Source organism: Pseudomonas sp. FG35, from assembly GCF_057809295.1.
This window is the reverse complement of the sequence record NZ_JBMDJR010000006.1, coordinates 230,783-244,803: the sequence shown is the minus strand read 5'-3', so window position 1 is coordinate 244,803 and position 14,021 is coordinate 230,783. Positions and strand designations below refer to the sequence as shown.

8 protein-coding genes are annotated in these 14,021 nt (G+C 61.6%); 1 reads left to right on the top strand and 7 read right to left on the bottom strand.

From position 1 onward, the window contains the following. Window positions 1-39: 39 nt before the first annotated feature. The 5 genes from ACODTD_RS14490 to ACODTD_RS14470 all read right to left on the bottom strand — a co-directional run bounded on the left by ACODTD_RS14490 (window position 40) and on the right by ACODTD_RS14470 (window position 9,362). Entirely contained in the window at window positions 40-642 is a 603-nt protein-coding gene (locus tag ACODTD_RS14490; RefSeq protein WP_011332038.1) for a DUF924 family protein, read from the bottom strand. Window positions 643-645: 3 nt separating this feature from the next. Then, complete coding sequence (locus tag ACODTD_RS14485; RefSeq protein ID WP_007952492.1) at window positions 646-1,656, bottom strand: class 1 fructose-bisphosphatase; 1,011 nt, start codon at window positions 1,654-1,656, stop codon at window positions 646-648. 195 nt (window positions 1,657-1,851) lie between these two features. Then, window positions 1,852-3,216 (bottom strand): DUF3999 domain-containing protein, encoded by a 1,365-nt coding sequence (locus ACODTD_RS14480; protein WP_011332037.1) that lies wholly within the window; start codon window positions 3,214-3,216, stop codon window positions 1,852-1,854. Beyond that, window positions 3,213-6,809, bottom strand: a complete 3,597-nt coding sequence (locus ACODTD_RS14475; protein ID WP_489104961.1) for a DUF2339 domain-containing protein — start codon at window positions 6,807-6,809, stop codon at window positions 3,213-3,215. Before ACODTD_RS14475 ends, ACODTD_RS14480 begins: the two co-directional genes overlap by 4 nt. A 102-nt stretch (window positions 6,810-6,911) precedes the next feature. Continuing rightward, window positions 6,912-9,362, bottom strand: a complete 2,451-nt coding sequence (locus ACODTD_RS14470; RefSeq protein ID WP_489104960.1) for a glycogen/starch/alpha-glucan phosphorylase — start codon at window positions 9,360-9,362, stop codon at window positions 6,912-6,914. Window positions 9,363-9,620: 258 nt separating this feature from the next. Here ACODTD_RS14470 and ACODTD_RS14465 point away from each other — a divergent pair, with 258 nt between their 5' ends. Next, window positions 9,621-10,058: a YkgJ family cysteine cluster protein gene (locus tag ACODTD_RS14465; protein WP_007952500.1), complete on the top strand. Its 438-nt coding sequence runs from the start codon at window positions 9,621-9,623 to the stop codon at window positions 10,056-10,058. A gap of 300 nt (window positions 10,059-10,358) precedes the next feature. Here ACODTD_RS14465 and typA read toward each other — a convergent pair whose 3' ends face one another. Both typA and thiI read right to left on the bottom strand, forming a co-directional pair. Then, entirely contained in the window at window positions 10,359-12,179 is a 1,821-nt protein-coding gene (typA, locus tag ACODTD_RS14460) for a translational GTPase TypA (RefSeq protein WP_007952502.1), read from the bottom strand. A 139-nt stretch (window positions 12,180-12,318) separates the two neighbouring features. Further along, window positions 12,319-13,773, bottom strand: coding sequence for a tRNA uracil 4-sulfurtransferase ThiI (gene thiI, locus ACODTD_RS14455; protein ID WP_011332034.1), 1,455 nt, complete (start codon window positions 13,771-13,773; stop codon window positions 12,319-12,321). Between the last annotated feature and the right edge of the window lie 248 nt (window positions 13,774-14,021).

Sequence of the window (14,021 nt, the reverse complement as noted above, 5' to 3'; positions counted from 1 at the left end):
TAGGGTGAGGGCCGCTTTTTGAGGTTGCCGAAAATCGCCCTAAAACCGCGAACCCGGCTCTTTCAAAAACTCCAATTCCTCAACCGTAGACTCCCGCCCCAACACCGCATTGCGATGCGGAAACCGTCCAAACCGCGCAATCACCCGCTGATGCCGCTCGGCATAGTCCAGGTTGTCGGCAAACACCCCACGCTCCGCTTCCGGCTGTTCAGCCACCAGTTCGATAAATCGCGAAACAGCCTCATTCTGCACCGCGAGGTTTTCGCAGTGTTCGAAGACGAGGTAGATGAAGAGTCGCTGGATCGGTTTCAACTGCCGATCGAAATCTGCGGCAATCCCCTGAGCCACCAGTTTTTGGGCCCGTAGATCACCCGAGAAAGCCTTGGACGTATCGCGAAAGATCATTCGCGGGAGTTGGTCGAGCAGCAGCACCAGCGCCAGCCAACCTTCGGGACGTTGCGTCCATTCGCTCAATTCGCCAGCAAGGGCCTGATCGACAAAGACCCCGAAACGCTCACGCGCTTCGAGATCCTGGCTGTCTTTCTTGCCGAACCACAACCCGCCCTGTTGCGCCGTCACTTCAGTAGCCGATTCGGCATGACCGAACCACCAATCGAGCAACGGCTGCCAGGGCGCGGTCATGGTTTATTCCTTGTGGTACGCCGTGGCGCGGGCGACTTCTTCTTTCGAGCCGAGGAACACCGCTACGCGCTGGTGCAGGCCTTCAGGCTTGATATCGAGAATGCGCTGGTGACCGTCGGTGGAAGCGCCGCCTGCCTGTTCCACCAGGAACGACATCGGGTTGGCTTCGTACATCAGGCGCAGTTTGCCCGGTTTGGACGGCTCGCGGCTGTCGCGCGGGTACATGAACAGACCGCCACGGGTCAGGATGCGGTGCACATCGGCAACCATCGCCGCGACCCAACGCATGTTGTAGTTCTTTTTCAGCGGGCCTTCTTCACCGGCCAGCAGTTCCGAAACGTAGCGCTGTACCGGAGCTTCCCAATGACGCTGGTTGGACATGTTGATGGCGAATTCCTGGGTGCTTTCAGGAATAGTGATGTCTTCGTGGGTCAGGACGAAGCTGCCCATTTCGCGGTCCAGGGTGAAGCCTTTGACGCCGTGGCCCAGGGTCAGCACCAGCATGGTCTGCGGGCCATAGATGGCATAACCGGCGGCAACTTGCTGAGTGCCCGGCTGCAGGAAGGCCTTTTCATCCAGGGCTTCGTTCTGGCTCAGGTATTCGTTCGGGCAACGCAGCACGGAGAAGATGGTGCCGACCGGCGCGTTGATGTCGATGTTCGACGAACCGTCCAGCGGGTCGAATACCAGCAGGTAGGCGCCTTTCGGGTATTTGCCCGGGATCTGGTAGGCGTTGTCCATTTCTTCGGACGCCATGCCGGCCAGGTGACCGCCCCATTCGTTGGCTTCGAGCAGGATTTCGTTCGACAGCACGTCGAGCTTCTTCTGCACTTCGCCTTGCACGTTTTCCGTGCCCATGCTGCCCAGAACACCGCCCAGGGCGCCTTTGGACACGGCGTGGCTGATTTCTTTACAGGCGCGCGCCACCACTTCGATCAGGAAACGCAGATCGGCAGGAGTGTTGTTGCTGCGGGTCTGCTCAATCAAATAGCGACTCAGGGTAACGCGGGACATGGACGGCTCCGGTGGAATGGGGGGCTAAAAACCCGCGCAGTTTACAGGGAGTCTGAAACCGTAGCGAGCAATGACGCCCGGTAACGTGCGTCGGGTGCAATTCCTGCTATCAGACGTGATCGAACCCAGAGAGTTCAGGCACCGGATTCAGCGTAGTTGGAAACCCGACGGGTGTAGAGGCCACACCCTTCATATTCAGGATTTGGCCGGCGGCTTGCGCAGCAGACTGAAGGCCATCGCCGCCAGAAACAGCACACTGAGCAGCAACACAGCCCACAGGCCGAACCTCTTCCAGTGGGTGTCGGTGGTCGCAGCCGTGGTGGCCGTCGAGGTCTGAGTCGCCAGCGCTTCACCCTGCACCGTGGCCTTGCCCAGCGTGGCCAGTTTCTCCGGTTTGAAATCGGGGATCAGCGTGGTCAGCGGCAGGTTCGCCGTCTTCACCGTCGGACTGCCCAGCGCCAGGCTGTAAGGCCCGTCGCCGCGCGCGAGGAAGATCACCTGAGTGGCGCGCACCGCGTATTTCACGCTCGGTGCCTGCTCGCCGAGACCGCCGCCGCGTTCGTCGACCGTGAGTTTCAACTGCTGCACGGTCTGCCCGTACAGCTGCAATTCGTTCTGCACCACGTCCTGGCCATTCTGGGTCAAGCGATAGAGCAAGCCGCTGCTAATCGCTTGCCACGGCAGACTGCTTTCGCGACGCCCCGAAAGTGTCACCGGCGCGAGGCTGTTGGCTTGCTTCAGCTCGACCTGCACCCGCTCGATGTTCAGCCCCATCGGCAACTGCCAGGTGTATTCGCCGGGCTTGCCGCTGCTGCCGGCCAACGCTGGCGACCAGACCAATGGCAGCGGCAAGTTGCGCGGGTCGCTGCTTTTCAGTTGCGCTGACGTCAGGACCGGCGCCGAGGCCGGTGAATCCCAAAGCAGACGCAGATACCGCGCCGATTGCCCTGGCAGCGCGACTTCATGCTGCTCGACCCGTTCGTCGGCAAAGGTCAGGCGCGCGACCTGGCCTTCGCCCCAGGCTTGCCAGTGCTGCAGGTCGTCGCTGGCCTCGATGCTGAAACGCTGGAAGCCGTCGCGCTCGCTGGTCCAGTCGAGGAAAAGTTGCTGCAACGGCGCCTTGATCGCACTGGCGTCGAGCAGCCAGCCGCGCAGTACTTCTTCACCGGCTTCAAGTTGACTGGACGGCTGCACTTCCACCAGCGTGCCGGTGGTGGTGGATTGCACGCGAACGCTCGGCGCACGTTCGGTGGCATCCGCCGAGTTGTACAGCGGGAACCACTTCACCTCATGCAATTGGCCATCGTCGCGGGTCTGCGCCGATTCCCGGGCCAGCGCATAGGCCTGCGGTTCTCCGGCGGCGTTGAACACCCGCAGATCGCTGAGATCAGTCTGACGCGCCTGCAACTGCACGTTCAGCGGCAGTTCGAGGCGATACCACGGGCCTGCGCCACTGACCGACAACGGCACCTGCGCGGCGAAGTCCGCCGGTTTTTCCTGGGCGCCGGCCGTCATGGCCACGCCCAGCAACAGCCACCCGAAATTAAGCTTGCGACTCAAGACGACACTCCTTCGGTTTCCGGGGCCGGTTTGTCCGCCGCCGGTGCAGCGTCAACGCGTTTGGGCGGCAGCGGCGCAAAGTAGCCCACCACCAGCAACAAAACGCCGACGCCGATGAACGAGACGATCCGGGCCAGTCCGCCACGGTTGCTCAATTCGACAAAAATCAGTTTGGCCACCACCAGCGCAATCAGCGCCGCGCCGATCAGCCACACTTCGCGGCGATGACGCAGGTGCCCGCCGATCATCAGACCCAGCGCCATCAGCGTCCAGACGATGGACAGACCGGCCTGCACCAGCATCGATTCGAGCAGCAGATCGAGTTCGAACGGAATCCCCGCCCAATGGTGCGCGGCGCGGGTCACCAGCGCAGTGCAGAACGCGAACAGCGAAACGCCGGCAATCAGTTGCGTAGCGTATGCCGCGTAATCCTGGCGGATCGACAGCTCGGCTACGGCGCTGCGCGACCAGACGTAAACACCGAACAGCGCAAACAGCAGACCCAACTCCAGCGGGTTGAGCAGCGGCACATAAGGCAACGGTTCGGCATTGCCATCGCTGACGCCATTGGCCAGCCAGAACCAGACCAGCATCAACACCGCCAGCGGCGCCGCCGCGTACAGGCGATATTCACGAGGGAACGCTGCCACCGGCCATGGCCACTGACGCGGTGCGGCCATCAGCAACAGATACAAACTCGGCAGAATCGCCCAGCCCAGCCAGCGCCAGGCGTTGTATTGCTCGGACAACAGCAGCAGGCCGTAGCGCAATTCCAGCGCCAGCACGCCGATCAGCAGCCAGCAACCGAGCACATGCGCCGTGCTCAAGGCCCGCGCCGGCAGCATCGGTGCCAGACGTCGCAGGCTGATGAAATGCACAACGAACACCGCCGCCCACACCAGCCAGCCGAAATCCGCCGCCGGGTGATAACGCGAGTGCCACGCGCCGAGCAACACAAGTCCGGCCGCCGGAATCAGCACGGTGCAGAGCAACCCGAGCGAAGGCCATTTCAGACGCAAGGCCAACAACGTCCACAACGCGACGCTCAGCGCGGCCACCAGCAGCAACAGCGTCGCCTGGAGATTCTGCGGCGCAAACCGCAGCACTTCGCTGACCCACGCCAGCGCCCACCAACCGGCGCCCCACACCAGCAACACTTCCGAAAGTCGCTGCAGACTCAGCACATCGAACGCCGAGGCATGATTGCCAAGTTGCAGGCGCCACGCTCCGATCATCGCCGCCAGGCCCAGCACCAGTGGCGTCCAGAATCCGCCATGGGCCAGCGGTCGCAGCCCCTCGCTGGACAGCAGCCCGAGCAGCTCGGGACCGGCGAGCAGAAACGCCGCGCCGCCGATCAGTTGCAACAGCAGACCGAACACAAAACTCACGCGCTGCTTGAGGTACAGACTGAGCCAGATGATCAGCAAGCCACTGGCCGCCCAAACGGCACTCGCGGTTTGCCACGGCAGCACGAACAACACCGCCAGATTGATCAGTACCAGCCCCGCCAGCAGCACCACCGACAAACCGCGCAGCAGCCGCACATCGCTGCGCACCATCTCGTCACGCGCCGCCAGCAGCATGCCGGCGATCAGCGCCAGACCGATCAGCGAGGCGCTGAGCAGACCGCTCCAGCCGGCGCTGAAAACGGCCGCCGAATCCTCGCCCGCCCCTTGCAGGCGCAACAGGAATAACGCCCCGCCAAGCAACTGCACGGCAAACGCGGTGAACAGGAACGTGCGCGATTGCAGGCGCAAGCCGACGAACAAGGTCGCCAGCCCGGCCAATGCCCAACTGATCGCCGTGCCCTGAATGAAGAAGAACAGCGACGCCAGCAGATACAGGAAGGTCAGCCCCAGGCACGCCAGCACCGGCAAACCCTGACGCTCCCAAGGTGAAGTTTGCTCCGGCGACGCCTTGCGCAATTGATAGAAGCTGAACAGCAACGCCGCGCCGAGCATTAATGCGCCCAACGGCGCACCGTCGAGCAGGCTGCTTTCGCCGACGCGCAACTGGCTGAGAAACGCCAGCGCCGAACCCAGTTGCAACAGCAATGCGAAAGCCCGGGCCAACGGCCGTTGCTGGCGCAAGCCCAGCCAGAAAATCCCCGCACCCTCCACCGCCCACGCGGCAGATGTCCAGCGTGCATCCAGCCCCAGCGGAATCGCCAGGCTGGCGAAAATCACCCCAAGCGCCAGGCAAGTCTCACCCAGCAACAACGCCCGGCCGCCCATCAGCACTTTGGCCAGGGCCATGTAGATCATGCCCAGCGCCAGCGCACTGAACGCGGCAGCGAATTCCAGATGCTGCACCAGCGCGAATTGCAGGCCGAAACCCACCAGCGGCGGGCCGAACAGCATCGTCCCGTCGACGTAATCGCCCTTGCGCGCCGACCAGTGCAGCAGCGCCTCGCGATCGTCGTCCGCCGGGGCGTCCGGCATGTCCAGCAACTTGCGTCGGGCGAACAGCAGGCCGATGGCCAGGTACATCAGGAAGAACAGAATCAGGAACGGTTCGGTGCTCCACAGCAGTTCCGGCGTGTACGAACGCAGGCCCCAGGCGAAACCGATGCCGAAGGTCCCAACGAAGCCGATCAGGTTGAGCAGGCGCCAGGCCTTGAACCAGGCGATGGCCAGAATGCCGGCGTTGAGCAGCGCGAAATAACTGAATAGCGCGACGTGGTTGCCGGCGCCGGTGGAGGTCAGAATCGGCGCGGCGAAACCGCCCAGTGCGGCGACGCAGGCTAGAGCGAGGGAATCCTGGGTGATGGCCAGAATGGCCGAAAACACCGTCACTGCCACCAGCAATCCCAGCGCGGCAGACGGATCGAGCAGCGGATGCAGACGCATCGCCGCAAACACCGTCAGGTACAGCACCGCGATCCCGGTGCCTTGCAGCATCAAGGCGTAGCTGTTGTTGCGATGGCGCAACCACCAGCCCAGCGCCAGCAAGCCCAGTGCTGCCGCCGCAACTCCGGCGTAACGCAATTCGATCGGCACCACCATGCCTTCGGTGGCGTAGCGCAGCAGGAACGCCAGACCGAAGAACAACAGCACCACACCGACCCGCAGCACGGTGTTGCCACCGAACAGCCAGTTGCGCGCAGCGCTGATGCCGCGTTCGATAAGGTTCGGGCCACGAGGTTCGGCGGGTTGTCGGGGTTCAGGTTCAGGCGTAACGGCGTCCAGACGCCAGACATCGACCGGCAGCGGCTGGCTGGATTCGCTGGCGGCGACAGCAACAGGTTCGAGTTCGGGTGGCAGTTCCCAGACCAGCTCGGGTTCTGCGGCAGAGGGTTGTTCAAATACCGTGACGGGTTCAACGATCGTTTCGCTGGCCGGCGCGACACTCGGCGGCGCTGGCGAATGCGCCGGAGCGCCCTCCAGCAGAAACAGTCGCTGTTCGACGCCCTGCAACGCAATCTTCGCGTGATCCAGCTGACGCTGTTGCTCGGCAGCCTGCGAACCGAGCCGGGCAATGCGCATCGCCTGCCCGATGGCGAGCCCCAGCAGCGCGCCCAACAGCGCATCGCTGAACGACTCGTCGAGCAGCCAGCCGAGCAGCAGCCCGATCAACATGAACATCCATTGCATGGTCGATATCCCTGAGCAGCCCCGTGGCGGGGCGGAACCAAGGCTCAGTATATCGGCCCGGCCCAACAATCGTGGGGCCGGGCGCACATTTGTCGCTAAAAGTTACTCCAGTGCCTTCCAGATATCCGTGGCGTACTCGCGGATCGTCCGGTCGGACGAGAACCAGCCCATACGCGAGGTGTTCAGCACCGCCGAACGCCACCAGTTGTTGGCGTCGTGCCAATGCGCATCGACACGCATCTGCGCCTCCCAGTAGGAGTCGAAATCGGCGCAGACGAAGAACCGGTCGTAATCCACCAGCGAATCGATCAGCCCGGTGTAGCGCGACGTGTCGTCCGGCGAGAACACCCCGCTGCGGATCGCCTGCAACACATCGTTGAGGCGATGGGACGCGGCAATGTCCGGCACCGCGCTGAACTCGTGGTTCTGCTTGCGCGCCTCGACCTGCTGGGCACTGAGACCGAAGATGAACATGTGCTCGGCGCCGATGTTTTCGCACATTTCCACGTTGGCGCCGTCGAGGGTGCCGATGGTCAGCGCACCGTTCAGGCCGAACTTCATGTTGCTGGTGCCCGAGGCCTCGAAACCGGCGGTGGAGATCTGCTCCGACAGGTCCGCCGCCGGAATGATGCTTTCCGCCAGGCTGACGTTGTAGTTGGGCAGGAACACCACTTTGAGCAGGCCACGTACGGTCGGGTCGTTGTTCACCACCCGGGCGATGTCGTTGGTCAGTTTGATGATCAGCTTGGCCTGGTGATAACTCGCCGCAGCCTTGCCGGCGAAGATTTTCACCCGTGGCACCCAGTCGATTTCCGGCTCGGCACGGATCGCCTGATACAGCGCGACGGTGTGCATCAGGTTGAGCAGCTGGCGTTTGTATTCGTGGATCCGTTTGACCTGCACGTCGAACATCGCCGCCGGGTTGACCGCGATCCCCAGCCGTTCATGGATCAGATAGGCGAGGGCTTTTTTGCTGTGCAGCCGTTGCTCGGCGAAGGCTTTACGGAAGGCGGGTTTCTCGGCGAACGGTTCAAGATCGAGCAGACGCTGTTCGGGGTTATCCAGAACATCCGGGCCAAGGGCATCGACCAGCATCGAGGTCAACTCCGGGTTGGCCTGGTACAGCCAGCGGCGGAAGGTGATGCCGTTGGTCTTGTTGTTGATCCGCTCCGGATACAGCTTGTGCAGTTCAGCGAACACGGTTTTGCGCATCAGTTGCGTGTGCAGCCCGGACACGCCGTTGACGCTGTGGGAACCGAGGAACGCGAGGTTGCCCATGCGCACCCGGCGCCCGTTGTCTTCCTCGATCAGCGACACCGCGCGCAGCACGTCGAAATCGTGGATGCCCTTGGCCCGCAGCGAATCGATATGCTGGGCGTTGATCAGGTAAATGATCTGCATGTGCCGCGGCAGCATGCGTTCCATCAGCCCCACCGGCCAGGTTTCCAGCGCTTCGGGCAACAGCGTGTGGTTGGTGTACGACAGCGTGTCGACGGTGACTTGCCACGCAGCGTCCCAGGCCACGTCGTAGACGTCGACCAGTTGGCGCATCAGTTCGGCGACGGCAATCGAGGGGTGCGTGTCGTTAAGCTGGATCGCCGCGTGGTCGCCGAGGGTCAGCACCGAGGTGTGCATGTTGCGATGACGGCGCAGCAAATCCTGCAGCGACGCGGCGACGAAGAAATACTCCTGACGCAGGCGCAGTTCCTGGCCCGCTTCGGTGCTGTCCGCCGGGTAGAGCACGCGGGAAATACTTTCGGCCCGGGCCACTTCGGCGACGGCGCCCAGGTGGTCGCCGGCGTTGAAGCGCTCCAGGTGCAAGTCTTCCATCGCTCGGGCCCGCCACAGGCGCAAGGTATTGACGCTCGCCCCGCGCCAGCCGACCACCGGGGTGTCGTAGGCAATCGCCCGGACAGTTTCCGCCGGGTGCCAGACTTGCCGGGACTTGCCGCTGGCATCGGTGACAGTCTCGACGCTGCCGCCAAAGCCGATCGGATAGACCACCTCCGGCCGCTCGAACTCCCAGGGGTTGCCGAAATCCAGCCAGTGCTCGGTCTGCTCCTGTTGCCAACCGTCGACGATGGCCTGACGGAACAGCCCGTGTTCATAACGAATACCGTAGCCGTGGCCGGCGATGCCGAGGGTCGACATGCTTTCCATGAAGCACGCCGCCAGCCGTCCGAGGCCACCGTTGCCCAGCGCCGCATCCGGCTCGAGGATGCGGATGCGCTCCAGATCGACGCCCAGTTCGGTCAGCGCTTCACGGGCGACGTCCAGCAGGCCGAGGTTGCTCAGGCTGTCGTACAGCAGACGGCCGATGAGGAATTCCAGCGAGAGGTAATACACCCGCTTCTGGCCTTTGCGGTAGATCTGCCGGGTGTGGTCCATCCAGTGCTCGACCATGTGATCGCGCGCCGCCAGGGCGATGGCTTCGAACCAGTCATGGTCGAAGGCGTGATCCGGGTCTTTGCCCACCGCGTAGGTGAGTTTGGTCAGGACGGCGTCGCGGAATGCGGCCACCTCTGCTTCGCGAACTAGTGGTTCTTGAGTCATCGATAGGACCTCGAGCGAGCGGGGAGTTGTCAGAGCCTAGACGGTCTGACCGACGGTAAGGGCTCTGGTTCGGCAGTTTTTACCGAGAGTGTGAGATCGACCGGCAATACTCTGGCGAATGCCTCAATGAATGCAGGGGCCGTGCCGAATTGTCGGACGATGCGGGTGCATAAAGAAAAAATCTGGCGAAAGGTTGTTCAAAAATCCACCAGTCCCGGTATGATCGCGCGCCCTGACGCACACGCCTGGTAAACACCGATGATGAAGCCCAACCTGATCGCCGCCGCCGAGATCGACCGTCTCGATACCTGGGCCAAATATTCGGCCCCGATGTGCGGCTCGTGCGTTTCCAGCTGCTGCACGCTGCCGGTCGAGGTCAAGATCAAGGACCTGGTACGCATCGGCGTGGTCGACGAGTTCGAACTGGGCGACCCGCCGAAGAACATCGCCAAGCGTCTGCAAAAGGAAGGGCTGGTCGAGCGCTTCAACCAGAAGTCCGGGATCTTCACCCTGCAGCGCATGAGCAACAACGATTGCTACTACCTGGATCGCAAGAGCCGCCTGTGCACCATTTATGACAAGCGCCCGGACACCTGCCGCAACCACCCGAAGATCGGCCCGCGCCCTGGCTATTGCGCGTACAAACCGAAGGAAGTGGAGCGGGTGCAGAATTCGCGGTCGATCGAGCGCTTCTAAAAGCCGACCCTCACTCCAACCCTCGAACCTCGCCCCCTCACCCCAGCCCTCTCCCGGAGGGAGAGGGAGCCGACCGAGGTCGTCTTGCGTCATACATCGACCTGAAACAACCAGTCGATTATGGATTCGGTAAATCCCGATCAGGTCGGCGTACTTCTTGAGCATCCCCCAATCGGTCCCCTCTCCCTCCGGGAGAGGGTTAGGGTGAGGGGGCTTTTGAGGTTCAGCACTTTTCCCCGGACAAACAAAAACGCCCCCGGTCTCTCGACCGGGGGCGTTTTTTTCAGCCTTGGCTAAATCTTATGCCTTGGCTTTCTTGGCAGCGCGGGTACGCTCGCTTTCGTCCAGGATCTTCTTGCGAAGACGGATGGACTTAGGAGTGACTTCGCACAGCTCGTCTTCCTGGATGTATTCCAGAGCCTGTTCCAGGGTGAAGCGAACAGGTGGGACCAGAGCGATGGTTTCGTCTTTACCCGAAGCACGCATGTTGTCGAGCTTCTTGCCTTTGGTCGGGTTCACACCCAGGTCGTTGTCGCGGGAGTTCTGACCAACGATCTGACCGTTGTAGATCTCCTGGCCGTGTTCTACGAACAGCTTGCCACGAGCCTGCAGGGTTTCCAGGGAGTAGGTCAGTGCCTTGCCGGTTTCAACCGAAACCAGAACGCCGTTCTGACGGCCGGACATGTGGCCCGACTTCACTGGAGCGTAACGGTCGAAGATCGAGGTCAGGATGCCAGCACCGTTGGTCAGGGTCAGGAACTGGTTACGGAAACCGATCAGACCGCGAGCAGGGATGTTGTATTCCAGACGAACACGGCCCTTGCCATCCGGCACCATGTTGCTCAGGTCGCCTTTACGCAGACCCATTTCTTCCATGACCTTGCCCTGGGATTCTTCAGGGATGTCGATGGTCACGTTTTCGAACGGTTCCTGCTTCACGCCGTCAACTTCACGGATGATCACTTCAGGACGGCCCAGGGCCAGCTCGAAGCCTTCGCGACGCATGGTTTCGATCAGTACCGAGAGGTGCAGCTCACCACGGCCGGAAACCTTGAACTTGTCAGCCGAGTCGCCTTCTTCAACGCGCAGTGCAACGTTGTACAGCAGCTCTTTGTCCAGACGATCCTTGATGTTACGGGAGGTCACGAACTTGCCTTCTTTACCGCAGAATGGCGAGTCGTTTACCTGGAAGGTCATGGAAACGGTTGGCTCGTCAACGGTCAGCGGCTTCATCGCCTCGACGTTGTTGATGTCGCACAGGGTGTCGGAGATGAACAGCTCGTCGAAACCGCTGATGCAGACGATGTCGCCGGCTGCTGCTTCTTCAACGTCAACGCGGTGCAGACCGTGGTGACCCATCAGCTTCAGGATACGACCGTTGCGGCGCTTGCCGTCGGCGCTGATAGCGACAACCGGAGTGTTCGGCTTGACGCGACCACGAGCGATACGGCCAACACCGATAACACCCAGGAAGCTGTTGTAGTCCAGAGCGGAGATCTGCATCTGGAACGGACCGTCACGGTCAACAGCCGGAGGCGGAACGTGGTCGACTACCGCCTGGTACAGCGCGGTCATGTCTTCGCCCATGGCGGTGTGGTCCAGACCGGCGATGCCGTTCAGGGCCGAAGCGTAAACAACCTGGAAGTCCAGTTGTTCTTCGGTAGCGCCCAGGTTGTCGAACAGATCGAAGATCTGGTCCAGAACCCAGTCAGGACGCGCGCCCGGACGGTCAACCTTGTTGATGACCACGATTGGACGCAGGCCGGCTTCGAAAGCCTTCTTGGTCACGAAACGGGTTTGCGGCATAGGGCCGTCTTGAGCGTCGACCAGCAGCAGCACGGAGTCAACCATGGACATTACGCGCTCGACTTCGCCGCCGAAGTCGGCGTGGCCCGGGGTGTCCACGATGTTGATGTGGTAGCCGTTCCAGTTGATGGCGGTGTTTTTCGCCAGAATGGTAATGCCGCGCTCTTTTTCCTGGTCGTTGGAGTCCATCACGCGCTCGTCGTTGAGCTCGTTGCGCTCCAGGGTGCCGGATTGACGCAGGAGTTTGTCTACCAGGGTGGTCTTACCATGGTCAACGTGGGCAATGATGGCGATGTTGCGTAGATTTTCGATCACTTGTGTATCTCGATCAGAGGATTCGGTTTGCTGACAAGTCTTGGCAGCGATTGACAGTAGTGTCCGGCATGGCCGTTACAGCTTGACGGCGGTGTCGGGGGGCCGGTGACGCAGGCCACAGGCAAACAGCCCCGGGCACTTAGCTCGGTCGATAAACGCGCACATTGGCATGCCCCTCACTGAGCAAATGGTGAGCATGCAGGCGACTCATCACGCCTTTGTCGCAATACAGCAGGTACTGGCGAGTAGGGTCCAGTTCCTTGAAACGAGCGTTCACTGCGTAGAACGGCATCGTCTGTACCTCTATGCCGGCGAGTTCCAGCGGGTCATCCTCGGCGGCATCCGGGTGGCGGATGTCGATGACGATCTGACCGGCCAGTGCTTCGCTGACTTCTTCGATCTGCAAATCCTGGCCCAATTCGTCGATCACCCGATCGATCGGCACCAGTCTGGCGTTTGCGAGCGCACGCTCGAGCACCGCCATGTCGAATTCCTGCTCTTCGTGCTCGACCCGGCCACGCTTGGCGGCGGTCTTCGGGTTGACCGAGATGACGCCGCAGTATTCCGGCATGTGCCGGGCGAAGTCACCGGTACCGATCTGGTCGGCCGTGTCGATGATGTCCTGCTTGTGGGCGACGATCAGCGGTCGCAGCACCAGTTTGTCGGTGACGCAATCGATGACCGACAGGTTCGGCAACGTCTGGCTCGACACCTGGGAAATCGCTTCGCCGGTGACCAGCGCATCGATGTGCAGGCGTTCGGCAATGCTCGACGCTGCGCGCAACATCATACGCTTCAACACGACGCCCATATGACTGTCGTCGACCTTGCCGAGAATTTCGCCCAGCACTTCTTCGAACGGAACACTGACAAATAGCACGCGTTGCGAGCTGCCGTACTTCTTCCAGATGAAATGCGCGACTTCCATCACGCCCAATTCGTGGGCACGACCGCCCAGATTGAAGAAGCAGAAATGCGTCATCAGGCCGCGGCGCAGGATCTGGTACGCGGCCACCGTCGAGTCAAACCCGCCGGACATCAGTACCAGCGTCTGTTCCAGCGCACCGAGCGGATAGCCGCCGATGCCATTGTGCTGGCTGTGGATCACGAACAACCGTTTGTCGCGAACTTCGATGCGGACTTCGATCTCCGGCTGCTTCAGGTCGATTCCGGCAGCGCCGCACTCACGGCGCAGCTTGCTGCCGACGTATTTTTCGACGTCCATCGAGCTGAACGCATGCTTGCCCGCACGCTTGCAGCGCACCGAGAAGATCTTCCCGGCCAGCGCATCGCCATAGTGCTGCTTGCACTTCTCGGTGATGTCGTCGAAGTCGCCCAGCGGGTACTCGTCGATCTGCAGAAAGTGCGCGATGCCCGGCATGCAGGTCAGGCGTTCGCCCATCTCTTTCAGGGCCTTGGGGTCGGTGACGCGGGTTTCCAGCTCGAGGTTGTCCCACACACCGTTCACCACCACGGCCGGGTCCAGGTCGCGGAGCACGGTGCGGATGTTCTTGGCCAGCTGGCGGATGAATTTCGTCCGGACAGGTCGGCTTTTGATGGTGATCTCGGGGAAGACTTTTACGATTAGTTTCATGAAAACAGCGCGCGCAGGGCCAGCCGAAAAAGGGGGGCGCGGATTATAGCGGAAATTGCTCAAGGTTTAACCAGTTAATGTGCAGAAGGTTTTGCGCGCACCAAAACGGGTCATTTTTCGATTTGAGCGCTACATTAAAGGGCGAGATTTTCGCCTTTAAGGCGCTTTAGACCTTCAGAAGCGTGAATTTGGGGCAAAAAACCCATGCTGGGGCACTGGCATGCAATTTGCTCCCTTGTGAGGCAGGT